27 protein-coding genes are annotated in these 23,575 nt (G+C 73.3%); 13 read left to right on the top strand and 14 right to left on the bottom strand.

The features are described from left to right. Positions 1-77 precede the first annotated feature (77 nt). Positions 78-713, bottom strand: a complete 636-nt coding sequence (gene lipB, locus ABD901_RS06285; RefSeq protein WP_345122204.1) for a lipoyl(octanoyl) transferase LipB — start codon at positions 711-713, stop codon at positions 78-80. Positions 714-773: 60 nt separating this feature from the next. On the opposite strand from lipB, the gene ABD901_RS06280 reads away from it, so the two are divergent. The 5 genes from ABD901_RS06280 to ABD901_RS06260 are packed head-to-tail and all read left to right on the top strand — an operon-like array spanning position 774 to position 5,736. Further along, positions 774-1,679 (top strand): S1C family serine protease, encoded by a 906-nt coding sequence (locus tag ABD901_RS06280; RefSeq protein ID WP_345122202.1) that lies wholly within the window; start codon positions 774-776, stop codon positions 1,677-1,679. A 58-nt stretch (positions 1,680-1,737) separates the two neighbouring features. Continuing rightward, on the top strand, positions 1,738-2,727 hold the full coding sequence (locus ABD901_RS06275; RefSeq protein WP_345122201.1) for an AAA family ATPase: 990 nt from the start codon (positions 1,738-1,740) through the stop codon (positions 2,725-2,727). A 5-nt stretch (positions 2,728-2,732) separates the two neighbouring features. Beyond that, positions 2,733-3,629, top strand: coding sequence for a DUF58 domain-containing protein (locus tag ABD901_RS06270; protein WP_345122199.1), 897 nt, complete (start codon positions 2,733-2,735; stop codon positions 3,627-3,629). Beyond that, complete coding sequence (locus tag ABD901_RS06265; RefSeq protein WP_345122198.1) at positions 3,626-4,600, top strand: VWA domain-containing protein; 975 nt, start codon at positions 3,626-3,628, stop codon at positions 4,598-4,600. The genes ABD901_RS06270 and ABD901_RS06265 overlap by 4 nt, the downstream gene beginning before the upstream one ends. After that, a complete protein-coding gene (locus tag ABD901_RS06260; protein WP_345122196.1) occupies positions 4,600-5,736 on the top strand; it encodes a VWA domain-containing protein in 1,137 nt (378 codons plus the stop codon). The genes ABD901_RS06265 and ABD901_RS06260 overlap by 1 nt, the downstream gene beginning before the upstream one ends. On the opposite strand, the gene ABD901_RS06255 is transcribed toward ABD901_RS06260, so the two are convergent. The 5 genes from ABD901_RS06255 to ABD901_RS06235 form a co-directional block, all read right to left on the bottom strand. Next, a complete protein-coding gene (locus tag ABD901_RS06255) occupies positions 5,670-6,020 on the bottom strand; it encodes a hypothetical protein (RefSeq protein WP_345122194.1) in 351 nt (116 codons plus the stop codon). The two genes, ABD901_RS06260 and ABD901_RS06255, sit on opposite strands and share 67 nt — an antisense overlap. 94 nt (positions 6,021-6,114) lie before the next feature. Then, positions 6,115-7,116, bottom strand: a complete 1,002-nt coding sequence (locus ABD901_RS06250) for a LacI family DNA-binding transcriptional regulator (RefSeq protein WP_345122192.1) — start codon at positions 7,114-7,116, stop codon at positions 6,115-6,117. A gap of 189 nt (positions 7,117-7,305) precedes the next feature. Beyond that, entirely contained in the window at positions 7,306-7,644 is a 339-nt protein-coding gene (locus ABD901_RS06245) for a GlsB/YeaQ/YmgE family stress response membrane protein (RefSeq protein ID WP_345122190.1), read from the bottom strand. 67 nt (positions 7,645-7,711) lie between these two features. Beyond that, complete coding sequence (locus tag ABD901_RS06240) at positions 7,712-10,072, bottom strand: ATP-binding cassette domain-containing protein (RefSeq protein WP_345122188.1); 2,361 nt, start codon at positions 10,070-10,072, stop codon at positions 7,712-7,714. Positions 10,073-10,149: 77 nt separating this feature from the next. Then, positions 10,150-10,503, bottom strand: a complete 354-nt coding sequence (locus tag ABD901_RS06235; protein WP_345122186.1) for a VOC family protein — start codon at positions 10,501-10,503, stop codon at positions 10,150-10,152. Positions 10,504-10,683: 180 nt separating this feature from the next. On the opposite strand from ABD901_RS06235, the gene ABD901_RS06230 reads away from it, so the two are divergent. From ABD901_RS06230 to ABD901_RS06210, 5 genes are all read left to right on the top strand, one after another. Further along, complete coding sequence (locus ABD901_RS06230) at positions 10,684-12,057, top strand: dihydrolipoyl dehydrogenase family protein (RefSeq protein ID WP_345122184.1); 1,374 nt, start codon at positions 10,684-10,686, stop codon at positions 12,055-12,057. An 87-nt stretch (positions 12,058-12,144) separates the two neighbouring features. Then, positions 12,145-12,582: a VOC family protein gene (locus tag ABD901_RS06225; protein WP_380139464.1), complete on the top strand. Its 438-nt coding sequence runs from the start codon at positions 12,145-12,147 to the stop codon at positions 12,580-12,582. After that, entirely contained in the window at positions 12,579-12,749 is a 171-nt protein-coding gene (locus tag ABD901_RS06220; protein ID WP_345122180.1) for a hypothetical protein, read from the top strand. Before ABD901_RS06225 ends, ABD901_RS06220 begins: the two co-directional genes overlap by 4 nt. 50 nt (positions 12,750-12,799) lie before the next feature. Next, positions 12,800-13,561, top strand: a complete 762-nt coding sequence (locus ABD901_RS06215; protein ID WP_345122178.1) for an inositol monophosphatase family protein — start codon at positions 12,800-12,802, stop codon at positions 13,559-13,561. A 38-nt stretch (positions 13,562-13,599) separates the two neighbouring features. Beyond that, a complete protein-coding gene (locus ABD901_RS06210) occupies positions 13,600-14,340 on the top strand; it encodes a hypothetical protein (RefSeq protein WP_345122176.1) in 741 nt (246 codons plus the stop codon). Between the two features lie 130 nt (positions 14,341-14,470). On the opposite strand, the gene ABD901_RS06205 is transcribed toward ABD901_RS06210, so the two are convergent. The 3 genes from ABD901_RS06205 to ABD901_RS06195 form a co-directional block, all read right to left on the bottom strand. Then, positions 14,471-14,737 (bottom strand): DUF1876 domain-containing protein, encoded by a 267-nt coding sequence (locus ABD901_RS06205; RefSeq protein ID WP_345122174.1) that lies wholly within the window; start codon positions 14,735-14,737, stop codon positions 14,471-14,473. Between the two features lie 47 nt (positions 14,738-14,784). Further along, entirely contained in the window at positions 14,785-15,405 is a 621-nt protein-coding gene (locus tag ABD901_RS06200; RefSeq protein ID WP_345122172.1) for a hypothetical protein, read from the bottom strand. 66 nt (positions 15,406-15,471) lie between these two features. Further along, positions 15,472-16,353, bottom strand: coding sequence for an EamA family transporter (locus tag ABD901_RS06195; protein ID WP_345122170.1), 882 nt, complete (start codon positions 16,351-16,353; stop codon positions 15,472-15,474). Between the two features lie 70 nt (positions 16,354-16,423). Between ABD901_RS06195 and ABD901_RS06190 the strand changes: the two genes are divergently transcribed. Then, the gene (locus tag ABD901_RS06190) at positions 16,424-17,302 is read left to right on the top strand and encodes a LysR family transcriptional regulator (protein WP_345122168.1); all 879 of its coding nucleotides are present in this window, start codon (positions 16,424-16,426) and stop codon (positions 17,300-17,302) included. Continuing rightward, the gene (locus tag ABD901_RS06185; RefSeq protein WP_345122166.1) at positions 17,299-17,877 is read left to right on the top strand and encodes an FhaA domain-containing protein; all 579 of its coding nucleotides are present in this window, start codon (positions 17,299-17,301) and stop codon (positions 17,875-17,877) included. Before ABD901_RS06190 ends, ABD901_RS06185 begins: the two co-directional genes overlap by 4 nt. A 14-nt stretch (positions 17,878-17,891) precedes the next feature. On the opposite strand, the gene ABD901_RS06180 is transcribed toward ABD901_RS06185, so the two are convergent. From ABD901_RS06180 to ABD901_RS06160, 5 genes are read right to left on the bottom strand one after another with little or no spacing between them, the layout of a single operon-like run. After that, positions 17,892-18,857: a quinone oxidoreductase family protein gene (locus ABD901_RS06180; RefSeq protein WP_345122164.1), complete on the bottom strand. Its 966-nt coding sequence runs from the start codon at positions 18,855-18,857 to the stop codon at positions 17,892-17,894. Continuing rightward, positions 18,857-19,219: a hypothetical protein gene (locus tag ABD901_RS06175; protein ID WP_345122162.1), complete on the bottom strand. Its 363-nt coding sequence runs from the start codon at positions 19,217-19,219 to the stop codon at positions 18,857-18,859. Before ABD901_RS06175 ends, ABD901_RS06180 begins: the two co-directional genes overlap by 1 nt. Further along, a complete protein-coding gene (locus ABD901_RS06170; RefSeq protein WP_345122160.1) occupies positions 19,216-20,079 on the bottom strand; it encodes a DODA-type extradiol aromatic ring-opening family dioxygenase in 864 nt (287 codons plus the stop codon). Before ABD901_RS06170 ends, ABD901_RS06175 begins: the two co-directional genes overlap by 4 nt. Next, positions 20,058-20,855, bottom strand: a complete 798-nt coding sequence (locus ABD901_RS06165) for a citryl-CoA lyase (protein WP_345122158.1) — start codon at positions 20,853-20,855, stop codon at positions 20,058-20,060. The genes ABD901_RS06170 and ABD901_RS06165 overlap by 22 nt, the downstream gene beginning before the upstream one ends. After that, a complete protein-coding gene (locus tag ABD901_RS06160) occupies positions 20,840-21,961 on the bottom strand; it encodes a CaiB/BaiF CoA transferase family protein (RefSeq protein WP_345122157.1) in 1,122 nt (373 codons plus the stop codon). The genes ABD901_RS06165 and ABD901_RS06160 overlap by 16 nt, the downstream gene beginning before the upstream one ends. A gap of 130 nt (positions 21,962-22,091) precedes the next feature. Between ABD901_RS06160 and ABD901_RS06155 the strand changes: the two genes are divergently transcribed. After that, on the top strand, positions 22,092-23,528 hold the full coding sequence (locus ABD901_RS06155; protein ID WP_345122155.1) for an amidohydrolase family protein: 1,437 nt from the start codon (positions 22,092-22,094) through the stop codon (positions 23,526-23,528). Positions 23,529-23,575 lie beyond the last annotated feature (47 nt).

Raw genomic sequence — 23,575 nt, 5'->3', positions numbered from 1 at the left:
GAAGCGCTTCGACGGCTGTCAACAGGCGATTCACGCCGCCCAGGCCAGGGCGGCGCCGAAGGGGAAACTTCCAGGCGTCAGGCGGCGCCGAGACGGGCGGCGACCGCGTCGCGCACGGCGGCCATCGACGGCGCCGGGCGGCCGCCGGCCGCCGCCATCCGGGCCAGGGACGTCATGGTGACGCCGGGCAGCCGGCAGGCGGTGAACCGTTCGTAGACGCCGAGGTCGGAGTCGACGTTGATCGCGAAGCCGTGGCTGGTGACGCCGCCGCGGATGCGCATCCCGATCGACACGACCTTGTGGTGCTCCGGCGTCCACACGCCGACGAGGCTGTCGGCGCCCTGGGGAGTGTCCCGGCGTACCGCGGCCAGACCCAGGTCGGCGAGGGCGTCGATGAGGCCGAGCTCGAGCCAGCGCACGACGTCGCCGGGCCCGCCCTCGCGCAGGTTGACCACGAGGTAGCCGACGAGCTGCCCGGGCCCGTGGTAGGTGGCGTGCCCGCCGCGGTCGACCTCGACCACCTCCAGGGAGCCGTCCTGCGGCAGGTCCTCGGCCGCGGTGTGCCGGCCGTAGGTGACGACCGGCGGGTGCTCGAGCAGGAACAGCCGGTCGGGCGCCGTCCCGGCCTGCCGCTCGGCGACCCAGCCGCGCATCGCCTCGACCGCCTCGCGGTAGCCGACGGTCCCCAGGTCCACGCGCAAGATGTCCGCCACCGATCCATCGTTGCTCGCAGCTCTTACCGTTCTCCGAGCAACGGCGGTTATGTTCGACACATGCGCCCAGCCGGCAAGCCCGCGCCGTCCGCCCATCAGTGGGCCGGACCCGAGGTGACCGTCATCGGGGAGCGCCCGGCGGACGAGCCGGCGCCGGCCGCCGACGACGACAAGGGTCCGGGTGCGCCCGTCGCGCTGACCCGGCGGGACCTCGCCATCGGCGTCGGCGCGGTGGTCCTCGCGATCGTCGTCACCGCCGTGCTCGCGTTCCGCGCCGGCGGCTCCGGCGACCCCGCGCCCGCCGCGCGGCCCTCGGCCGGCGCCTCGCCGAGCGCGTCCGGGCCGCCGACGACGGCGCAGATCTATGCGGCGGTCGCGCCGTCGGTGGTGAGCATCGAGTCGACCGAGCCCGGCGGGATCGCCACCGGCACGGGCGTCGTGGCCAGCGCCGATGGCAACATCCTCACCGCCTTCCACGTCGTGAAGGGCGCCACCGCCGTGAAGGTCCGCTTCGCCGACGGCACCGAGTCCACCGCCGAGGTCGCCGGGTCCAACCCGAAGATCGACATCGCGGTGCTCACCCCGGCGAACCTGCCCGACGTGCTCGTCCCGGCGGTGCTGGGCAACTCCGGGCGGCTCGCCGTCGGCAACGACGTCGTCGCGATCGGCAACCAGCTCGGGCTGACCAGCAGCGCCACCGCCGGCGTCATCTCCGGGCTCAACCGCACCGCGGCCAACCCCGACGGCACGCGCCTCACCGGCCTCATCCAGTTCGACGCGGCGGTCAACCCGGGCAGCTCCGGCGGCCCCCTCGTCAACGCCCGCGGCGAGACCATCGGCATCGTCGTGGCCCTGGCCAACCCGACCTCGGCGGGGACGTTCGTCGGCATCGGCTTCGCCGTGCCGATCGGCGCCGCGCTGGGCGCCGGCGGCAACGGGGACGGGGTCCCCGGGCCCGAACAGTAGATCGGCAATCGAACACGACCTTCGAACCAAAGCATCACCCGATTCGGTAAGGAAGACCATGGACGTACCGAACCCCGCCAACGCCGTCGAGCAGGTGCTGTACGAGGTCCGCAAGACCATCGTCGGGCAGGACGCGCTGCTCGAGCGGCTCATGGTGGCGCTGCTCTCCCGCGGGCACATCCTCGTGGAGGGCGTGCCGGGCCTGGCCAAGACCCTCGCGGTCAAGGCCCTGGCGGCGGCGATCGGCGGGCAGTTCCACCGGGTGCAGTTCACCCCGGACCTGGTGCCGGCCGACATCGTGGGCACGCGGGTGTACCACCAGCCCAGCGGCGAGTTCCAGACCTCGCTCGGCCCGGTGTTCACCAACCTGCTGCTCGCCGACGAGATCAACCGGGCCCCGGCGAAGGTGCAGAGCGCCCTGCTGGAGGTCATGCAGGAGCGGCAGGTGACCATCGGGCGGGAGACGCACCACATCCCCAAGCCGTTCCTGGTCATGGCCACGCAGAACCCGATCGAGTCCGAGGGCGTCTACGCGCTGCCCGAGGCGCAGGTCGACCGGTTCATGATGAAGGTCCTCGTCGGCTACCCCAGCCCCACCGAGGAGTTCGTCGTGGTCGAGCGGTCGCTGCTGCCGGCGCCGGACACCCAGGCCGTGGTCGACCCGGAGCGGCTGATCGCCATGCAGGCGCAGGTCGAGGACGTGTACGTGGACCCGTCGCTCATCGAGTACTCGGTCCGGCTCACCAACGCCACCCGCAACCCGGCCGACGTGGGGCTGGGCGACCTCACGCGGTACATCACCTTCGGCGCCAGCCCCCGCGCGTCGATCAACCTGGTGCTCGCCGCCCGCGCCCTGGCCTACATCCGCGGCCGCGACTACGTGGTCCCCGAGGACCTGCACGAGCTCGCCACCGACGTGCTGCGCCACCGGCTCGTACTGTCCTACGAGGCACTCTCCGACGACGTCACCCCGGACATGATCGTGGCCCGGGTGCTCGCCGCGGTGTCGGTGCCGGCGCCGGCCCCGCAGCGCAGCGGAAGCCGCTGACGGCCGTGGCCACCGCCGCCGACCGCCTGCTGCGCCGCCTGGAGTGGCAGGTCGTGCGCCGCCTCGACGGGCAGCTGCAGGGCTCCTACCGCACGCTGTTCCGCGGCAGCGGCATCGACTTCGCCGACCTGCGCGAGTACACCGCCGAGGACGACGTCCGGCACATCGACTGGAACGTCACCGCGCGGCTCGACGAGCCCTACGTGCGGCAGTACACCGAGGACCGCGAGCTCACGGCCTGGCTGGTGCTGGACCTGTCCGCGTCGATGCGCTTCGGCGGCGAGGGGCGCGGCAAGGACTCGACGCTGACCGAGCTGGCGGTGTGCCTCGCCCGGATGCTCACCCAGGGCGGCAACCGGGTCGGCGCGGTGCTCTTCGACAACCGTCACCGCTTCGTCCTGCCCCCGCGCTCCGGCCGCCTGCACGTGCTGCGGCTGGCGCACGAGATCGACAAGGCGGCGGCGCGCCCGTCCGAGCCCGGCTCCACCGACGTCGACGGCATGCTGCGGCTGGCCGCGGCGACCGCCCGGCGGCGCAGCCTCGTCTTCGTCGTGTCGGACTTCATCGGCGCCGGCGGCGTCGACTGGGAGGCCTCGCTGACCCGGCTCACGTTCCGCCACGAGGTGGTCGCGCTGCGGGTCGTCGACCCGGTGGAGCTGGACCTGCCCGACCTCGGCCTCGTCGTCGTCGAGGACGCCGAGACCGGCGAGCAGGTGCTCGTCGACACCGGCGACCCGCAGTTCCGCCAGCGGCTGCGGGCCGAGGTCGACGCGCGGGAGGCCGCCGTCGACGCCGCGATGCGCCGGGCCGGGGTCGCCGCGCACCTCGTCGGCACCGACGAGGACCCGCTGCAGGCCCTCGTCGCGATGATCCAGGACGCCCGGCGCCGGCGGCGGCGATGAGATTCCAGTACCCGCTCGTCGTCGCCGTCGCGGTCCTCGCCGCGGCCGGGTTGATCCTGCTGTACGTCATGTCGGCCCGCCGCCGCGCCCGGGCGCTCGCCGGCACGGGGCTGCGCACCGCCCGGCCGCGCCGCGACGCGCTGCGCCGGCACCTGCCGCAGGTCATGTTCCTCACCGCCGCCGGGCTGCTGCTGCTCGCCGTCGCCCGGCCCGAGGCGACCCTGCCGGTGGCCCGCTCGGCCGGCACCGTCATCCTGGCCTTCGACGTGTCCAACAGCATGAAGGCCACCGATGTCGCGCCGAGCCGGCTCGCCGCGGCCAAGACCGCCGCCACCGAGTTCGTGCAGGCCCAGCCGGACAGCGTGAGCTTCGGCATCGTCGCCTTCGACCAGGGCGCGCTCACCACGCAGAACCCGACCGACGACCACGAGGCGACGACCGCGGCGATCAAGCGGCTGCAGGTCAACGGCGGCACCTCGCTGGGCCAGGCGATCCTCGCCTCGCTGACCGTCATCGTCGGGCACCCGGTGAGCCTGCCGGCGCAGGACTCGCCGCAGCCGGCGCCGGAGCTGGGGTACTTCGGCAACGCCACGATCGTGCTGCTCTCCGACGGCGAAGACACCGGCGGCCCCGACGCGGTCGCCGCGGCCGGGCTGGCGGCGAAGGCCGGGGTGCGCATCCAGACCGTCGGCGTCGGCACCGTCGACGGCGCGACCGTCGAGGTCGACGGCTATCAGGTGGCGACCTCCCTCGACGAGGACATGCTGACCCAGATCGCGCAGACCACCGCCGGGTCCTACCACCGGGCGGAGAACGCGCAGGCGCTGCACGACGTGTACCAGAACCTGGACCTGCGCCTGACAACCGAGCGCAAGCCGGTCGAGCTGACCGGCGCGGCCGCGGCCATCGCCGTGCTGCTGCTCACCATCGGGGGCATACTGATGACCACCTGGTTCGGACGGATCCTCTGATGTCACTGACCTGGCCGTGGGCCCTCTGTGCGCTGCTGGCGTTCCCGCTGCTGCTGGCCTACCGGTGGTGGAGCCGCCGCCGCCGGCGCAAGGTGGCGGTGCGGCTGTCCAGCGTGGCGCTGGTGCGCGCGGCGCTGCCCGGGCGCACGTCGTGGCGGCGCCGGGTGCCGCTGGCGCTGCTCGCCGCCGGCCTGGTCGTCACCGGCACCGCCGCCGCCCGGCCGCAGGCCTCCGTCGTCGTGCCCGACAACGCCGCGACGATCCTGCTCGCCGTCGACGTGTCCGGGTCGATGTGCTCCACCGACGTCGACCCGAACCGGCTCACCGCCGCGCAGAAGGCGGCGAAGGCGTTCATCTCCGACCACGACGGCGGCGCGAAGATCGGGCTCGTCGCCTTCTCCGGCACCGCCGGGCTGCTGGTGCCGCCGACGACGGAGAAGGACAAGCTGCTCAAGGCGATCGACGGGCTGCGCACCTCCCGCGGCACCGCGATCGGCCTGGCGATCCTCGCCTCCATCGACGCCATCGCCGAGATCAACCCGGACGTGCCGCCGACCGGGGCCGAGGTGCCCGACAACAACGGCGCCAACGGCGGGACCGCGAACGGCGACTACGAGCCCGACACGATCGTGATCCTCACCGACGGGCGCAACACCGACGGCGTCGACCCGATCACCGCGGCCGAGCAGGCGGCGGCGCGGCGGCTGCGGGTGTACACGATCGGCTTCGGCACCGACCAGCCGTCCCCGATGGTGTGCAGCAGCAACCAGATCAGCGGCGACTCGTTCCGCGGCGGGCCGGGCGGCGGGTTCGGCTTCGGCGGGCGCGGCCGCTTCCAGGACATGGACGAGCCGACGCTGACGAAGGTCGCCGAGATGACCGGCGCGAAGTACTTCAAGGCCGACAACGCCAAGGCCCTCACCGACGTGCTGCAGGACCTGCCCAGCCAGGTCACGCTGCAGAAGCGCAAGACCGAGCTGAGCTTCTGGTTCGCCCTGGTCGGGGCGCTGCTGGTGCTGGCCGCGGTCGGCCTGGCGCAGTGGTGGAGCCGGGCGCCGGCCCCGGTGCGTCAGCCGCCGTTGGCGAGGGACCAGCCGACGAACACCAGCAGCAGGGCCGGCACCAGCAGGCCGTAGGCGGCGGTGCGGTCCAGCAGCGGCTTGCCGGGCTCGAGGGTGCGCTCGTTGCGCCCCCGCTCCGGCGCCGGCAGCCGCGCCACCTTGCCGCGGCGCACCGCGTTGAGCACCAGCACGAAGGCCGCCGCGAACAGCGAGAACGGGCCCCACCAGCCGCGCACCAGGGTCTCGGCGCTCATGTCGCGGTAGACGGCCAGGCCGCAGTCGCGGCAGAACGGGCCGTCGGCGTGGCTGAACCGCATCATCACGAGCATGCCCTGGTGACCGTGGAACCGGACGTTCACGGCGGGCGCCCGGTGACAGATACGGCAGGAGATTTCGGACATGGCGCGCTACTCCGATTGATCACGAACTCAGGGGCGGCGCCATGCTAACCGATCACGTGCGGGCGGCGCTGTCCCGGCTGACCAGCACCGGCGGCACGAGCGTGCCGGCGGGCACCGCGCGGCCGTCGAGCTTCGCGGCCACCAGCTCGACCGCACGGCGGCCGATCTCCTCGGCCGGGATGCCGACGGACGTCAGCCGCGGCTTGGAGCGCTCGGCCAGGTCGTCGGGGCCGATGGCGACCACCGAGACGTCGCCGGGGACCTGCCGGCCCAGCGCCGCGAAGGCGTCCAGCAGCAGCGGTACCGCGGGCTCGTTGTGCACGACCACGCCGGTCAGGCCCGGGTGGCGCGCCAGCAGCTGCTCGACGGTGGCCTGCACCGCCTCCGGCGACGGCTCGCACGGCACGGTCGAGCCGGTCAGGCCGCGCCGGCGCAGCGCCTCGTCGAAGCCGGCGGCGGTGCGGCGGGCGAAGCCCAGCTCCCGCTCGTACACCTCCGGCGGCGAGCCGACGAGCGCGATCTCCCGGTGGCCGAGGTCGGCGAGGTGGTCCACGCAGGCCGCGCCGGCCGCCGCGAAGTCCAGGTCGATGCAGGTCAGGCCGGAGCCGTCGGCCGGGAAGCCGATGAGCACCGACGGGCGGCCGAGGGTGCGCAGCCGGGGCAGGCGCGGGTCGTGCTCCTCGATGTCCATGACGATGAGGCCGTCGGCCAGGGAGCTGGCCGCCACCCGCTCCAGGCCCTTCTCCCCCTCGTCCTGGGTCAGCAGCAGCACGTCGTGGTCGAAGCGGCGGGCCGCGGTCACCACCGAGATCACGAACTGCATCAGGATCGGCACGTAGAGGCCGGTGTACAGCGGCATGATCAGCGCGATGACGTTGGAGCGGTTGCTTGCCAGGGCGCGGGCGCCGGCGTGCGGGTGGTAGCCGAGCACCTCGATAGCCGCGAGGACCCGCTGCCGGGTCTCCTCCGAGATCGTTCGCTTGCCGCTCAGGACATACGAGACGGTGCTCGGGGACACCCCCGCCTGCTTCGCCACGTCACCGATCGTCGCCATGGCGGACACGGTAGCCGGTCGCGTGCGCGCAACGCGGCCCGGGCGCGCCGCAAGATCGCCGGGCCGGGCGCGGATTTGCCGGCGTTTGGGCAGAGTACGCCGGGTCTCGGGAGTTCGGCGCGGTCATGCCCGATTCGCGAACGTTCCACCAGCCTGACCACCGCAGAATCGCTCCCGCACGACCGCTCCTCAGTGGCGGTAGTGCTCGCGGTGGTGGTCGTGGTCGTGGTCGTCGTGGTCGGAGCGGAACGCGCGGGCGAGCAGGGCGGCGATCGCCACCCCGACGACGGCGATGCCGACCTGGACGCCGATGACCAGCCAGTCGTACTGGTGCCCGCTCACCACCAGGTGCTTGCTGCTGTGCAGGTCCCACCGGTCGGCGGCCCACGTGCCGGCGACCGCCGCGCCCATGCCGATGAGCACGGTCAGGATCAGCCCGATCGGCTGCCGGCCGGGCAGGATGATCCGGGCCACGACGCCGATGACGGCCCCGAAGATGATCGCGGCCACGTAGTCCTGGATGTGCATCGGGTGCCTCCTGAAACCGGGGGTTGCCTCAAGCAGCATTGTTCCCCGCCCGCGCAAGCCCGCAACGTCAACTTGCGCCGACGTACGCCGCCAGGTGCTCGCCGGTCAACGTGGAGCGGGCGGCGACGAGGTCGGCGGGCGTGCCCTCGAAGACGATCGTGCCGCCGTCGTGTCCGGCTCCCGGGCCCAGGTCGATGATCCAGTCCGCGTGCGCCATCACCGACTGGTGGTGCTCGATGACGATGACCGACTTGCCGGCGTCGACGAGCCGGTCGAGCAGGCCCAGCAGCTGCTCCACGTCGGCCAGGTGCAGCCCGGCGGTGGGCTCGTCGAGCACGTAGATGCCGCCCTTGTCGGCCATGTGGGTGGCGAGCTTGAGCCGCTGGCGCTCGCCCCCGGACAGCGTCGTCAGCGGCTGGCCGATGCCGAGGTAGCCGAGGCCGACGTCGGCGAGCCGCCCGAGGATGGCGTGCGCGGCGGGCAGGCGGGCCTCGCCGGCGCCGAAGAACGCCTCCGCCTCGGTCACCGGCATGGCGAGGACCTCGCTGATGTCCTGCCCGCCGAGCTTGTACTGCAGGACCGAGGCCTCGAAGCGCTTGCCGTCGCACTCCTCGCACACGGACGCGACGCCCGCCATCATCGCCAGGTCGGTGTAGACGACCCCGGCGCCGTTGCAGGTGGGGCAGGCGCCCTCCGAGTTGGCGGAGAACAGGGCCGGCTTCACGCCGTTGGCCTTGGCGAAGGCCTTGCGGATCGGCTCGAGCAGCCCGGTGTAGGTGGCCGGGTTGCTGCGCCGGGAGCCGCGGATGGCGCCCTGGCCCACCGAGACCACGCCGGCGCCGGCCGGGATCGACCCGTGCAGCAGGGAGCTCTTGCCGGAGCCCGCGACGCCGGTGACGGCGACGAGCACGCCGAGCGGGATGTCGACGTCGACGTCGCGCAGGTTGTGCGTGCTCGCGCCGCGGATCGGCAGCTTCCCGGTGGGCCTGCGGACCGTGTCCTTGAGCGCGAACCGGTCGCCGAGGTGCCGGCCGGTGACCGTGTCGCCGCCGCGCAGCTGCTGCACGGTGCCCTCGAAGCAGACCTGCCCGCCCGCGGTGCCCGCGCCGGGGCCGAGGTCCACGACGTGGTCGGCGATCGCGATCGTCTCCGGCTTGTGCTCGATCACCAGCACGGTGTTGCCCTTGTCGCGCAGCTGCAGCAGCAGGTCGTTCATGCGCGCGATGTCGTGCGGGTGCAGGCCGATGGTGGGCTCGTCGAAGACGTACGTCACGTCGGTGAGCGACGAGCCGAGGTGGCGCACCAGCTTGACCCGCTGCGCCTCGCCGCCGGACAGGGTGCTCGCGGGCCGCTCGAGGGAGAGGTAGCCCAGGCCGATCTCCACGAACGAGCCCAGGGCGTGGCGCAGCCCCTCCAGCAGCGGCGCGACCGACGGCTCGTCGAGGCCGCGGACCCACTCCGCGAGGTCGCTGATCTGCATGGCGCACGCGTCGGCGATGTTCAGGCCCGCGATCCTCGAGGACCGGGCGGCCTCGGCCAGCCGCGTGCCGGCGCACTCGGGGCAGGTCGTGAAGGTGACGGCCCGCTCGACGAAGGCGCGCACGTGCGGCTGCATCGCGTCGACGTCCTTGGACAGCATGGTCTTCTGGATCTTCGGGATCAGCCCCTCGTACGTCAGGTTGATCCCGTCGACCTTGATCTTCGTCGGCTCCTTGTGCAGCAGGTCGTGCAGCTCGCGCTTGGTGAACTTCTTGATCGGCTTGTCCGCGTCGAAGAAGCCGCAGCCGAGGAAGATCCGGCCGTACCAGCCGTCCATGCTGTACCCGGGGATCGTCAGCGCGCCCTCGCTCAGCGACTTGCTCTCGTCGTAGAGCTGCGTCAGGTCCAGGTCGGTGACCGAGCCCCGGCCCTCGCAGCGCGGGCACATCCCGCCGAGGCGGCTGAACGTCTTCTTCTCGGCGACGGCGTTGCCGCGCTCGACGGTGAGGGAGCCGGCGCCGCGGACGGTGGGCACGTTGAAGGAGAAGGCGTTCGGCCCGCCGATGTGCGGCTTGCCGAGCCGGCTGAAGAGGATCCGCAGCATGGCCATGACGTCCGTGGCGGTGCCGACGGTCGAGCGCGGGTCGGTGCCGAGGCGCTGCTGGTCGACGACGATCGCGGTCGTGAGCCCCTCGAGGCGGTCGACCTCGGGCCGCGACAGGGTCGGCATGAAGCCCTGCACGAAGGCGCTGTACGTCTCGTTGATCATCCGCTGCGACTCGGCGGCGATCGTGCCGAACACCAGCGAGCTCTTGCCCGAGCCGGACACGCCGGTGAACACCGTGAGCCGGCGCTTGGGGATCTCGACGCTGACATCCTTGAGGTTGTTCTCGCGCGCGCCGTGCACGCGGATCATGTCGTGGGTGTCGGCCGGGTGCGCCTTGCTCATCGATTCTCCTGATCGTCGGCGGGGGGTAGCGGCGGCCGGAGTGTCCGTGCCCCGGCCGCCCGTCGCTCACACTGTGCTTACTGCGGGTCCTCGACCAGGCCGAGCACGTTACCGTCCGGATCGACGACCGTGGCCACCAGGCGGCCGCCGCCGACGTTGCGCGCGCTGTCCTTGACCGTCCCGCCCGCGGCGGTGACCTCGGCGATCTTCGCCTCGATGTCGGTGACGTGCCAATGCGCCACCGGGCTGGTCATGCCCTGCGGCCCGCCGCCGGGGACCAGGCCGATCTGCTGGCCCGCGACCTCGTAGCCGACGTAGTACTCGCTGTCGGTGGTCGGCTCCTGGCCGAGCAGGGCCGTGTACACCGCCTTCGCCTTCTCCAGGTCCGTCACCGGGTGCAGGATCGTCTGGACGCCCAGAACCTCGCTCATTGGTCACTCCTCGTATTCGTATCCGTATCATCTCGGGCCCGGCATTCACGCTAGCGGCGCCCGCGGGCGGGTGCTTCTCGAATCCTGATCGGTCCGCTCACCCGCGTCGCCCTTCCACCCGGGGCCCGGCGGCCGCGTACGGTACAAAAGCAACCACGCAGACCGTCAGGGGGATCAGTCATGCAGCAACGCAGCTTCGACGTCGTCGTGGTCGGGGCGGGGCCGGGCGGCGAGGTGGCGGCCGGCCGGCTCGCCGAGGCCGGGCTGGACGTGGCCGTCGTCGAGGACCGAAAGGTCGGCGGCGAGTGCTCGTTCTTCGCGTGCATCCCGTCGAAGGCGCTGCTGCGCCCCGGCGAGCTGCTCGCCGAGGCGCGGCGGGTGCCGGGCGCGACGGAGGCGATCAGCGGGCCGCTGGACGCGGCGGCGGTGCTGCGCCGCCGCGACGAGCTCATCAACAACCTCGACGACAGCTCCCAGGTGCCGTGGCTGGAGGAGCGCGGCATCGCCCTGTTCCGCGGCCGGGGCCGCCTCGACGGGGAGAAGCGGGTCGTCGTCGGCGACGACGTCCTCGAGGCGCGCCGGGCGGTGATCCTGGCCGGGGGCACGGCGCCCGCGCTGCCGCCGATCGAGGGCCTCGCCGCGTCCTCGCCGTGGACCAACCGCGAGGCGACGACCGCCAAGCAGCTGCCGGAGCGCCTCGTCGTGCTCGGCGGCGGGGTCGTCGGCTCGGAGCTCAGCCAGGCGTACGGGTCGCTGGGCACCCGGGTCATCCTCATCGAGGGCGAGCGGCGGCTGCTGCCCCGCGAGGAGGAGTTCGCCTGCGAGCAGGTGACGGCGTCGCTGACCGAGCTCGGCGTGGACATCCGGACCGCACAGAAGGCCACGTCGGTACACCGGGAGGGCGACACCGTCGTCGTCACGCTCGGCGACGGCTCCACCGCCGTCGGCGACGAGCTGCTGGTGGCGACCGGCCGGGTGCCGGAGACGCACGAGCTGGGCCTGGAGACCGTCGGCATCCCCGCCGGCGGCTACATCAAGGTCGACGAGAACACGCGGGTGCCGGGCAAGGACTGGCTGTACGTGATCGGCGACCTCAACGGCCGGGCGCTGTTCACGCACATGGCGAAGTACCAGGCCGCGCTCGCCTCGGGCCACATCCTCGGCCGCCCGATGGCCGCCACCCATCTCGCCGACGGCACCGGCGCCCCGCGGGTCATCTTCACCGACCCGCAGGTGGCCGCGGTCGGGCACACCACGGCGACGGCCGCCGCGGCCGGCATCACCGTGCGGGTCATCGACCTGCCGACGTCGGGCAACGCCGGCGGCTCGTACTACGGCAGCGGCGCCCGCGGCACCAGCCGCTTCCTCATCGACGAGGAGCGCCAGGTGATCGTCGGCGCCACCATCACCGGCTCGGAGGTCGCCGACTTCCTGCACGCCGCGACGATCGCCGTGGTGGGCGAGGTGCCCCTGGGCCGCCTGCGCCACGCGATCCCGGCGTTCCCGACGCGCAGCGAGATCTGGCTGTACCTCTTCAACGAGCTGGGCCTGTAACCAGGTGACCTCGCGCCGGGGCCGGGGTGAACCGGGGACCTTCCCCGGGGCGGGGACACCCCGGGGCGCGATCGTTGGCGCGTGGACATGAAACTCGAGGTAGTGGTGCTGCCCGTCGCCGACGTCGACCGGGCCAAGAGCTTCTACGCCGGGCTCGGCTTCCGGCTCGACGCCGACTTCGTCGCCCCCGACGGGCTGCGGGTGATCCAGCTCACCCCGCCCGGGTCGGAGTGCTCGATCATCTTCGGCGAGCGGCTCACCACGGCGGCGCCGGGCTCGCTGCAGGGGCTGCACCTCACCGTGTACGACATCGAGAAGGCCCGGGCCGACCTGGTCGCCCGCGGCACGGACGTGAGCGAGCCGTTCCACGACGCCGGCGGCGTGTTCCACCACGCGGGCACCGAGGGGCGGGTCGCCGGGCCGCATCCGGAGCGGCTCGACTACGGCTCGTTCGCCTCCTTCAGCGACCCCGACGGCAACGGCTGGGTGCTGCAGGAGATCAAGGTCCGGGCGCCGGGCCGGTGAGCGACCTCGTCTTCACCTCGGCGGCCGACCTGGCGAAGGCGCTGCGCCGCGCCGCCGAGGCGCACGGGCGGCACGAGAAGACCCTCGGGCACTACGACGAGGGCTGGCCGGAGTGGTACGCCGAGTTCATGATGCGCGACCGGCCGGGCGAACCCGCCGCCCAGTGACAGGCACCCGGGGGCGCGTGGTGGCGTGCTCCCCGGGCTACGCTGCCCCGATGGGCATGGACGATCTTGACCTCGCGATCGCCGCGGCCCGGGCCGGCGCGGCCGTCGTGCGCGCGCGGTTCGGCGCCGACCTCGACCGCGTCGACAAGGGCGGCGGGGACTTCGCCACCGCCGCGGACCTCGAGGCCGAGCGGGCGATCCTCGGCCTGCTGCGCGAGCACCGGCCCGGCGACGCCGTCACCGGCGAGGAGAGCGGCGCGAGCGGCCCGGCCGGCGCCGGGCGCACCTGGCTGGTCGACCCGCTGTGCGGAACCCTGAACTTCGCCGCCGGCACGATGATCGTGGCCGTGAACGTCGCCCTGCGCGACGGCGACCGGGTCACCGCCGCCGCCGTCGCCGACCCGTTCGCCGACGCGGTGTACAGCACCGGCGGCCCCCTCGCCCCCTCGGCCGCCACCACCCTCGTCGACCTCAACCTCGACCCGCCGCTGCCCAACGCCCCGGCGTTCCTGGCCGCCCGGCTGCTCGCCGAGCCCGGGTTCGCGGCCCGGTTCCGCCCGCGGGTCGCCACCAGCACCCTCGCCCTGGCCTGGGTCGCCGCCGGCCGCCGCGCCGCCTATGTCACCGACGGCGACCTGCGCGGCAGCGTCCACTTCGCCGCCGGCATCGCCCTGTGCGAGGCCGCCGGCTGCGTGGTGACCAACCTGCGCGGCGGGCCCGTGCACACCGGTGCCGGCGGGCTCGTCGCCGCCGCCGACGCGGCCACCCACGAGGCCCTGCTCGCCCTGGTCGCCCTCCAGTTCGACCGTTGAGTGAGCCGCCGGCTCCCGCGGGTCGGTACCGTATCGACGTGGAAACCTGGGAGGTCCGCCGCGCCGACGGCGAGCCGGCCGCGGGCAGCGCCTTCGACGACCGCGTCGCCGCGCTCGCGCACGCCCTGCGGCTGCGCGTGGAGACGGGCGCCGACCATCGCGTCGACGGCCCCGGCGAGCCGGCCTGCGCCACCAACCGCGACCTCTACCGGCGACTCGTCGCCGAGGGCGTGCGCATCCGCGGCTCCGGCCGGGACCTGGCCGCGTTCCTGCGCGGCTGGCGGCTGGCCGGGCGCGCCTTCGACGGCCGGGAGTGGCTGGAGGCCGACGAGGTCGCGGCCATGATCGTCGCGGCCGGCACCCTCGACCCCGGCGCGGACGACCCGGCGTGGCGGTCGGCGCAGTACGAGTACGTCGAGGAGCCGGCCACGTTCGCCGAGTGGGAGGCGATCGTGCTGTCGCAGCTGGCCGACCTCGCCGACTTCGCCGAGCAGGGCCCGCTCGACCCGATGGCGTCCTTCGGCACCGACGCGCCGCGGCCCGAGGGCTGCCGGCGGGCCACGATGCGGCGCTGGTACAACTTCGACCCGCGCACCTACCTCGAGTGCGGCGTCGCCGGCACCCTCGGGGGCTGGGACGAGGAGGACGGCCTGCGGATCCCGGTCCCCGGGCCGTACACGCTGCTGCGCCCCGAGCCCGAGCCCGGCCACCACCCCGTCGGCGTGCTCGGCTGGGACGTGCTGGCCGAGCTGGCCCGCTGCGGCCAGGAGTATGAGTGAGCGTCGCGGTCATCGGCCCGGCCGGCGCCCGGGCCGCACAGCCGGCGCCGTAACCAGCACGAGCACACCCCGGCCCGCGGCCGCGAACCGCGTGCCTTCACACCGCATCTGCACGAGACCTACCCGAGACCTACCCGATCGGCAGGGGCTCGTCGGTCACCGCCTCGATGTCGGCCGATGCGGTCATCAACAGCCGGTGGCCGAGGTCGGACAAGGCGCGGGCGGCGGCCAGCTCGTCGCCGATCTCCGGGATGTCCTCGTCGGCCGGGTTCAGGTGCGCGTCGCCGATGCCGGTGACGATCGTGTCGTCCTCGGTGTTCAGGCGCGCCTCCACGTGGGTCTGGCCGTTGTGCTCGCCGATCTCGATATCCACGCTCCAGTGCTTGGTCACCGTCATGACCGGCTCCTCCTTAACTCTCCGATCGCACTACTCTCCGATCGCAGTCAGATGGCCTGGGAGACCTTCAGGTCCTCCAGCGCCTCGGCGAGGTCGCGCCGCGAGGCCTCGGCGAGCTCGCCGAGGTCGGTCACGCCGGGCACGCGCGACACGCCCGGGCCGATCGCGGCGAGCATCTCCGCAGCGGCATGCGCCACGCGCCCCGCATGGGCCAGCGTGCGCTCGTCCCCGGCGAGCATCAGCTTGATCTCGCCGGCGAGGCACGCCAGCGTCGCCTCGTCGGTGGTCGGCGGCAGGCGATCGGCCAGCAGCGGCGGGAAGCGCCCGTCGGTGCGCAGCCCGTCCAGCGCGAAGACCACGGTGCGCTGGTCGCCGAAGCGGTCCAGCAGGCCGACGAGCTGCAGGATGCGCACCACCAGGCGCGGCCGTCCCGGGTACTGGTCCAGCCAGGCGATGAGCCCCTCGTCGCCGCCGGCGTGCTCCATGATCCGGGCCAGGGCACCGGCGATCGGCGTCGGCGGCGGCCCTGGCTGGCCGATCAGCCACGCGACCTGCCCGGCCAGGGCCGCCTGCCCGCCGGAGTCCAGGCGACCGGCCAGGTGCTCCTCCATCGCGCCGAGGTCGAGGCCGCTCGTGCGGTGCTCTTCCCCCCGGGTCAACCTCCTCATCGCGAGTCGCTACCCGCGCGCCGCCGCCGCAAACGGCCGCGCGTCGCGCGGGTGGCGGCGCAGACCTCAGGTGGCCGGGGCGGGAGCGGCGGCGCGCGCCGCACGGGCGCCGGCCAGGGCGACGGCGACGACATTGGTGCCGACGACGATCGCGATGCCGAGCCACACGTGCGCGGACGGCACCTGGCCGAGGATGGCCGCGCCGGCGAGCGCGGCGAAGACCGGATGGACGCTCTGCAGCAGGCCGAAGAACTGCGGCGGCACGCGGCGCAAGGCGATGAGGTCGGCGGCGTAGGGCACCACGGAGCTCAGCACCCCGGCGCCGACCGCCCATCCGATCGCGGCGGCGCCGAACCCGCCCCGGGCCACCATGACGGCGGCGACCGGCAGGTACATCGCGGCCGACACCGCCGTGGCCGCGGCCGGGGCCTGCAGGCCGGGCAGCCGCGCCCCGAGCAGCCGGTTGAGCAGGATGTACGCCGCCCAGCACACCGCCGCCAGCAGCCCGAGCCCCACGCCGGCGAAGTCGCTGCTCGGCCCGGGCAGCACCAGCACGTAGACGCCGGCACCGGCGACGACGGCGCAGGCCAGGTCGCCGCCGGTGCGGGAGCCGGCAAGGGCGACGGCGAGCGGGCCGAGGAACTCCAGCGTCACCGCGAGGCCGAGTCCGACGCGATCGACGGCGGTGTACAGGCTGAGGTTCATGGTGGCGAAGACCAGCCCCAGCAGCAGGGTCGGCCACCACTGCCCCCACGTGAAGCGGCGCAGGTTGGGCCGGGCCACCGGCAGCAGCACCGCCGCGGCGACGAACTGCCGCACGGCGACGACGCCGACCGGCCCGATGTCGGGAAACGCCCGCGCGCCGAGCGCGGCGCCCGCCTGGTTGCCCGCGGCGGCGGCGACCATCGTCGCCAGCGCCCCGCCCGTATCGAGATTCGGCCTGTTCACGAGGGCCAGTGTGGCGACGTCGAGGGGTCCCTGAGAAATACGCGGGGCGCGCTATTCATACGCTGGACGCATGGATCCGGAGGTGCGTCAGCTGCGCGCGTTCGTCGCCGTCGTCGACGCCGGCACGTTCACCGACGCGGCCACGGCGCTCGGGCTGTCGCAGGCGGCCGTGTCGCGCGCGGTCGCCGGGCTCGAGGCGGCGCTGGGCGTGCGGCTGCTGCACCGCACGACCCGGCAGGTGCGGCTCACCGCGGCCGGCACGCAGGCCGTCGCCCGGGCCCGCGCCGTGCTCGACGAGGTGGCGCACCTGCGCCGGGCGGTCGAGCGCTCGCGCACCGAGCTGCGCATCGGGTACGCGTGGGCGGCGATGGGCAAGCACACCCGCCGGCTGCAGCGGGCCTGGGCCGCCCGCCACCCCGGCCTGCCGCTGGTGTTCGTGTACTCCAACACGCCGGCCGCCGGCCTGGCCGACGGCAGCGCCGACGTGGCCGTGATCCGCCGCGCGCTGGACGACCCGCGCTTCGACACGGCCCTCGTCGGCGTGGAGTCCCGGCACGCGGCCGTGTCGACCGACAACGCCCTGGCGCGGCGGCGTTCGGTGCGGCTGGACGACCTCGTGCGGTACACGATGGCCATCGACGATCGCACGGGCACCACCACGATGGACCTGTGGCCGCCCGGTGGCGGCCCGGCGACCGTGCGCGCGACGCGCGGCGTCGACGAGTGGCTCACGCTCATCGCCGCCGGTCAGGCCGTCGGGCTCACCTCGGAGGCGACCGCGAACCAGAACCCGCGGCCGGGGGTGGCGTACCGCCGGGTCCGCGACGCCCCGCCGATCCACGTCTGGCTGGCGTGGTGGCGCGACGACCCGCCCGCCGGCCTCGACGACCTCGTCGGCCTGACACGCGCGGCGTACGGCCAGGGGCCGTCGGTAGACTCGCCGGCATGAGTCTGCCGCACCGGCTGGCGATCCTGCGCGCTATGCAGCGTGAGGCCGAGGTCGGGGAACAGACCCTGGCCCCGAACAGCTACCTCGTGCTCGTGGCGCCGGACGATCACCCCGGCCTGCTCCCGTTCGCCGAGTCGCTGGCCCTGGCGCACGCCGGCTGGCTCGACGAGCAGGGCTGGCAGGTGCGCGACAAGGTCGTCGTCGACATGCAGCCGGACGAGGACGTGCCGCCCGGCGAGGTCCGCGTCGTCGCCGACGTGCGCCGGGCGCGGACCCGCCGCGGCGAGGAGGCCGGGCGCGGCATCGGGCTCGTCGTCGGCGACGGGCGGCGGTACTCGCTGCAGGCCGGCACCACCGTCATCGGCCGCGGCCGCCAGGCGGACCTGCGGCTGCGCGACGAGGGGGTGTCCCGGCGGCACGCGAGCCTGCAGTACGACGGGCGCGCGCTGACGGTCACGGACCTCGGCTCGACGAACGGCACGACGCTCAACGACGAGCCGGTGCTCGCCCCGGCGCCGGTCACGCCCGGCGACACCATCGGCGTCGGCCCGGTCGTCCTCACCGTCGAGGGCTGACGCCCGGTCGTACGTCAGCGACCCGGCAGCACCACCGTCCGGGCCGTCGCGGCGCCGCCCACCTGGGCCGCCCACGCGGCCGGGACGTCGTCGAGCGGCACCGCGTCGTAGGCGACGGTGAGGCGGCCCGCGGCGGCGTGCGCCGCGACCGCGCGCAGCGTCTCGGCGCGCTCCGGCTTGGTCAGGGCGTTGTTGGTGTACCCGAGCAGCCGCAACGACCCGCTGCGCAGGGTCGCCGAGTCGATCGGCGCCGTCGGCGCGGCCGAGCCGCCGAGGTTGACCAGGCGCCCGCCGGGCCGCAGCGTGCGCAGCGCCGCGGCGGCCGGCACGCCGAACAGCGGGTCGAGCACGAGGTCGAGGGGGCCGTCCAGCGCCGGGCGCAACCGGGCGGCGGCAGCGACGACGTCGGCGGCATCCCCCCGCAGGTCCACGGCGTCGGCGCCGAGCCGCGCGGCCCGCTCCTGCGCCAGCGGCGAACGGCAGGCGGCCACGACCCGCCCGGCGCCCAGCAGCTTGGCGATCTGGATCGCCGCCTGGCCGACGATCCCGCCGCCGCCGAGGACGAGGACCTGCTCGCCGGGGCGCAGGCCGCCGCACGCGGTGAGCGACTGCCAGGCGGCGACGGCGGACAGGCCGAGCGCGGCGACGAGGCGGTGGTCGGCGCCGGCGGGCAGCTCGACGACGTCCTCGGCGGGCACCGACGCCCGCTGGGCGAGGCTGCCGTCGCCGGGGCGCATGCCGGCGTCGGTGGCGAACCACACCGGCGTGCCGTCGTCGAGGGTGCCGACGCCCTGCACGCCGGGCACGTACGGAACGGCGGGCGCGCCGAAGTACGAGGTGCCGCTGGCGCAGAGCACGTCCAGCGGCGTGATCGGGGCGGCGGTCACGGTGACCGCCCGCGTGTCCGGACCGTCCTGCGGCGCCTCGTATTCGGCGACGACCGGCGGCCGCCCGCACTGCACGATGAGGGCGGCGCGCATCAGGTCGCGATGTCCGGGTACGGCAGCGAGTAGTGGCGCAGCATCTCGCCGTAGCGCTTCTGGTACTGCAGCGGCTCGGTGTTGTCGCGCTCGAACATGGCGATGAACAGCGTCAGCGTCAGGAACGGGTGCGCGCCGAGGCCGAACAGGGCGATGTGGTCGTGTGCGGCGAGGGCGCCGCGCTCCTCGTCGGTGAACGCGAGCCACGTCGTCGCCTCGCCGGAGTGGCAGTTGAGCAGGGTGGCGCCGAGCGTCGACTCCCACCAGGCGACGGTGCCCGCCGGGTCGTCGCGGTAGCGCTCGACGAGGTCGGGGTCCCGGTCCACGGTGTACAGGAACTTGTTCAGCAAGTACTTGCTCATGCTGGTGCTCCGTTCGGGTACCAGGTGAAGTACGCCTCCATGGTGTGGAACAGGTCGTAGGTGTCGACGTAGTCGGCTTTGCGGCCGGCCCCGGCGACGCCCATCATCAGCATGAAGTCCATGAAGCCGTGGGTGGCGTTGCCCGGGGCGTGCAGGCTGTCGAGCGTCACCTCGGACAGGCAGCCGTCGAGGTCGCCGGTGGCGATCCACTCCACCGCTCGCCGGTCGAACTCGGGGTCGGGGCCGTGCGGGCCGAACTGGCGGGGCCCGCCCAGCTCCAGCGACAGGTGACCGGTGCCGATGACCGCCACCCGCAGGTCGCTCGGCCACGACTCGACCAGCTCGCGGATCGTCTGCCCGAGCTGCACGAACCGCTTCGGCTGCGGCAGCGGCGGCGCGAAGATGTTGGTGTAGATCGGCACGATCGGCAGGTCGGCCTCGGGCCGCAGCGTGATGATCGGGCACGTGATGCTGTGGTCGATGCGCAGCTCGTTGCTGAACGCCAGGTCGAAGCCCGCGTCGAGGCCCTCACGCAGAATGTACGCCGAAAGGTCCTCCTGCCCGCGCAGCAGCAGCCGCGGCAGCCCGAACTCGCGCTCCTCGTTGTACCAGTTCGCGTCATACATCGGCGCCTTGCCGACCAGGAACTGCGGCATGTTGTCCAGCCACAGCTGGTGGAAGTGGTCCGAGCCGACCATCACCAGCACGTCGGGCGCGGCCTTGGTCAGCGTCTCGCGGAAGCGCAGGATCTTGGCCACCCACTCGTCGGCGAACGGCGGGCGGTCCTCGCCGGTCGACGTGCTGGCCTTGTAGTAGAACGGATGGTGCGTCGACGCGATCACCGCGACGATGGTGGCCACGGCGTCTCCTCCCTGTAGACGGCATTCCTGTCGACGGTGCGGTAGATCTCCAGGCCGAGGTTGGTGCGGCGCTCCTCCGCGAGGTGCCCCAGCAGCCCGGCGGCGCGGGCGAGCAGGGCGAAGCCGCGCAGCATCTCCACCGGCAGGCCGAGGTCGGCCAGTGCGGCGCCGCAGACGCCGGCGCCGTTGAGCGGCAGGGTCTTGCCCAGGATCGCGGGGTGGACCCGGCCGATCGCCTCGAACAGCCTCAGGTGCGGGCCCCGGAGGCCTTCTTCCTCGGCGATTCGGATGAGCACCGGCGTGCGGGGATCTTGCACCTTGTGCACGGGGTGTCCAAGGCCCGGAATGCGCTTGGTTTCCGACACCGCCCGGGTGGCGATCTCGTCCCACTCGGCGTCCATTTCCGGATACTTATTGATTTGTCCGATATACGCGGACAAAAACCTGCCGACGTCTTCGGTCACGCCGAGGAACCGCGAACCTCCACCGAGCAGACCGGCGGCCAGGGCGCCCTGCAACGCCTCCGGGGCGGAGGCATAGGTCACCCGAGCGGCAATGGCAGTCGGCGTAAATCCGTGGTCGGCCAACGCGACCAGCACGGCCTCGAAGACCCGCGTCTCCCCGGGCGAAGGGCGACGGCCGGCGACAAGCCAGAACGCGAGCTCGCCGAAGCCGACCTTGCCCATCAGGTCCGCGGCCAGGTCCTGGCCCAGGAGCCGGATGTGGTCGGCGTCGGACGTGCCGATGCCGGTCGGGAAGCTCAGCTCTTCAGCCACTGCCGGATCTCCTCGCCGTGCTCGTCCAGGCCGGGCGGCGGCAGCTCGTACCGCGCCGGGGTGGCCGAGAACCTGATCGGGTTGCGCACGCCGGGCACCGCGCCCGACTCGACGACCGGGTCGAGCCCGAGCGACTCGGCGAAGGCGACCCCGCCGTCGATGGTGTTGATCGGCGCGCAGGGCACGCCGGCCGCGATCAGCTCGGCGAACCACTCGTCCTTGCCCTTGGCCGCCAGGGCCTCGACCAGCAGCGGCCGCAGCGCCTCGCGGTTGGCGGTGCGGTCCTGATTGCGCCCGAAACGCGGGTCGTCGAGGAGGTGCTCGACGCCGAGCACGGCGCACAGCTTGCGGAACTGCCCGTCGTTGCCCGCGATCACGATGAGCTCGCCGTCGGCGGTCGGCAGCGGCTCGTACGGGAACAGGCTCGGGTGGGCGTTGCCCATGCGGAACGGCACCGTGCCGCCGGCGACGTACCCGCTGCTGTGGTTGACCAGCCCGGACAGCGCCGAGGAGAGCAGGTTGACCTCGACGTGCTGGCCGCGGCCGGTGGCCGAGCGGTGGTGCAGCGCGGAGAGGATGCCGATGCTCGCGTGCATGCCGGCCATCACGTCGAAGACGGAGATGCCGGCCCGGTAGGGCGAGCCGTGCGGGTCGCCGGTGAGGCTCATCAGCCCCGAGATCGCCTGCACCATGAGGTCGTAGCCGGGCAGCGCCGCGCCGGCGCCCGAGCCGAAGCCGCTGATCGAGGCGTAGACGACGCCTTCGTTGCCGGCCGACACCGTGGCGTAGTCGAGCCCGAAGCGGGCCAGGCCGCCCGGCTTGAAGTTCTCGATGAACACGTCGGCGCGGGCCGCCAGCTCGCGGGCGGCGGCCAGGTCCTCCGGGTCGCGCAGGTCCAGGGCGATGGAGCGCTTGTTGCGGTTGATGCCGAGGTAGTACGTCGACACGCCGTCGCGCGTCGGCGGCATCCAGGTGCGGGTGTCGTCGCCGCCCGGCCCCTCGACCTTGATGACGTCGGCGCCGAGGTCGGCCAGCAGCATCGTCGCGTAGGGCCCCGCGAGAATCCGCGAAAAGTCGGCCACCAGCAGCCCGTCGAGTGGACCCACGACACCTCCTGACCGTCCAGCGGACATCCGTCCGCTAGTCGTTGACACGATACAACACCGGGAAGAGAATGCCAGCACCTGCCCAATCTGACCGCCTGACGGACTGTCGTCCGAGATTGGAGCCCTCCACATGAGCGCCGTGCTTCTGCGCAACGGCCTGGTCCTCACCATGGATGACTCGCACACCGTCCTTCCCGGCGCCGACGTGCTCGTCGTCGACGAGCGCATCGCCGAGATCGGCGTCGGCCTGACCGCCCCGGAGGGCGCCGTCGAGATCGACGCCACCGGCGGCATCGTCATGCCCGGCATGATCGACACCCACCGCCACATGTGGCAGACCGCCATGCGCGGCTACGGCGCCGACTGGACCCTCACACAGTACTTCGTCTGGTACTACCTCGAGTCGGGCAAGCACTTCCGCCCCGAGGACATCCACGCCGGCAACGTCCTGGCCGCCTGGGAGGCCCTCGACGCCGGCGTCACCACCACGGTCGACTGGTCGCACGGCCTGCAGACCACCCAGCACGCCGACGCCGCCGTGGATGCCCTCGAGAGCGTCCCCGGCCGGTTCGTGCTCGCCTACGGCAACATCCAGCAGGGCCCGTGGCAGTGGTCGGCCGCGCCGGAGTTCCGCGACTTCGTGTCCCGGCGCATCCGCGGCGGCGACATGCTGGGCTTCCAGATGGCCTTCGACGTCACCGGAGACCCGGCGTTCCCGGAGCGGGCGGCCTTCGAGGTGGCCCGCGAGCTCGGCGTGCCAGTCACCACGCACGCCGGCGTGTGGGGCGCGACCAACGACGACGGCATCCGCCTCATGCACGAGCACGGCTTCATGACCCCGCAGACCGTCTACGTGCACGCGGCGACGCTCACGCACGACTCGTACCACCGCATCGCCGCGACCGGCGGCTCGGTCTCCGTCTCCACGGAGAGCGAGCAGAGCGCCGGCCAGGGCTACCCGCCCACCTGGCAGCTGCGCGACCACGGCATCCCGGTCTCGCTGTCGATGGACACCAGCGTCTGGTGGAGCGGCGACCTGTTCTCCGCGATGCGCACCACCCTCGGCGCCGACCGCTCCCGCGAGCACATGGCCGCGCACGAGCGCGCCGAGACCGTCACCCAGCTGCACCTGCGCGCCGAGCAGGTCGTGGACTGGGCGACCCGGGGCGGCAGCCGGGCCCTCGGCCTCGACTCCGCCGTCGGCAGTCTCGAGAAGGGCAAGAAGGCGGATGTGGTACTGCTGAAGAACGACGCCTCGCCCGTGATGTTCCCGATCCTCAACCCGTACGGCCACGTCGCCTTCCAGGCCCAGCGCGCCGACGTGCACTCGGTCATCGTCAACGGCCGCCTCGTCAAGCACGAGCACCGCCTCGTCGGCGCCGACCTGGCCAAGGTCCGCGCGGACGTGGAGCGCACGATCGAGTACCTCGTCGACACCATGGGCCGCGACGCCTGGGCGAAGGGCATGAACCCGGACATTCCGGAGACGAAGGTGATGGACAATCCGTACACGTACACCGAGTGGAACGCCGGATCCGCCCAGTGGAAGCATGGTGCGGCCGACTGACGGCGTTTCTGTTGCTGTTTGAGCGCGAGCTTGTTTGTTGAGCGCGA

It is taken from the genome of Dactylosporangium darangshiense (assembly GCF_039537565.1).
GTDB classification, from domain to species: Bacteria; Actinomycetota; Actinomycetes; order Mycobacteriales; family Micromonosporaceae; genus Dactylosporangium; species Dactylosporangium darangshiense.
Note: the sequence above shows the minus strand (reverse complement) of the source record. Positions and strands in the feature narration are given on the sequence as shown.

Coding starts and splice junctions, on each gene's coding strand:
- ABD901_RS06280 (WP_345122202.1), top strand. CDS start 774: ATGCGCCCAGCCGGCAAGCCCGCGCCGTCCGCCCATCAGTGGGCCGGA.
- ABD901_RS06275 (WP_345122201.1), top strand. CDS start 1,738: ATGGACGTACCGAACCCCGCCAACGCCGTCGAGCAGGTGCTGTACGAG.
- ABD901_RS06265 (WP_345122198.1), top strand. CDS start 3,626: ATGAGATTCCAGTACCCGCTCGTCGTCGCCGTCGCGGTCCTCGCCGCG.
- ABD901_RS06260 (WP_345122196.1), top strand. CDS start 4,600: ATGTCACTGACCTGGCCGTGGGCCCTCTGTGCGCTGCTGGCGTTCCCG.
- ABD901_RS06250 (WP_345122192.1), bottom strand. CDS start 7,116: ATGGCGACGATCGGTGACGTGGCGAAGCAGGCGGGGGTGTCCCCGAGC.
- ABD901_RS06245 (WP_345122190.1), bottom strand. CDS start 7,644: ATGCACATCCAGGACTACGTGGCCGCGATCATCTTCGGGGCCGTCATC.
- ABD901_RS06240 (WP_345122188.1), bottom strand. CDS start 10,072: ATGAGCAAGGCGCACCCGGCCGACACCCACGACATGATCCGCGTGCAC.
- ABD901_RS06235 (WP_345122186.1), bottom strand. CDS start 10,503: ATGAGCGAGGTTCTGGGCGTCCAGACGATCCTGCACCCGGTGACGGAC.
- ABD901_RS06230 (WP_345122184.1), top strand. CDS start 10,684: ATGCAGCAACGCAGCTTCGACGTCGTCGTGGTCGGGGCGGGGCCGGGC.
- ABD901_RS06225 (WP_380139464.1), top strand. CDS start 12,145: ATGAAACTCGAGGTAGTGGTGCTGCCCGTCGCCGACGTCGACCGGGCC.
- ABD901_RS06215 (WP_345122178.1), top strand. CDS start 12,800: ATGGGCATGGACGATCTTGACCTCGCGATCGCCGCGGCCCGGGCCGGC.
- ABD901_RS06205 (WP_345122174.1), bottom strand. CDS start 14,737: ATGACGGTGACCAAGCACTGGAGCGTGGATATCGAGATCGGCGAGCAC.
- ABD901_RS06200 (WP_345122172.1), bottom strand. CDS start 15,405: ATGAGGAGGTTGACCCGGGGGGAAGAGCACCGCACGAGCGGCCTCGAC.
- ABD901_RS06190 (WP_345122168.1), top strand. CDS start 16,424: ATGGATCCGGAGGTGCGTCAGCTGCGCGCGTTCGTCGCCGTCGTCGAC.
- ABD901_RS06185 (WP_345122166.1), top strand. CDS start 17,299: ATGAGTCTGCCGCACCGGCTGGCGATCCTGCGCGCTATGCAGCGTGAG.
- ABD901_RS06180 (WP_345122164.1), bottom strand. CDS start 18,857: ATGCGCGCCGCCCTCATCGTGCAGTGCGGGCGGCCGCCGGTCGTCGCC.
- ABD901_RS06175 (WP_345122162.1), bottom strand. CDS start 19,219: ATGAGCAAGTACTTGCTGAACAAGTTCCTGTACACCGTGGACCGGGAC.
- ABD901_RS06155 (WP_345122155.1), top strand. CDS start 22,092: ATGAGCGCCGTGCTTCTGCGCAACGGCCTGGTCCTCACCATGGATGAC.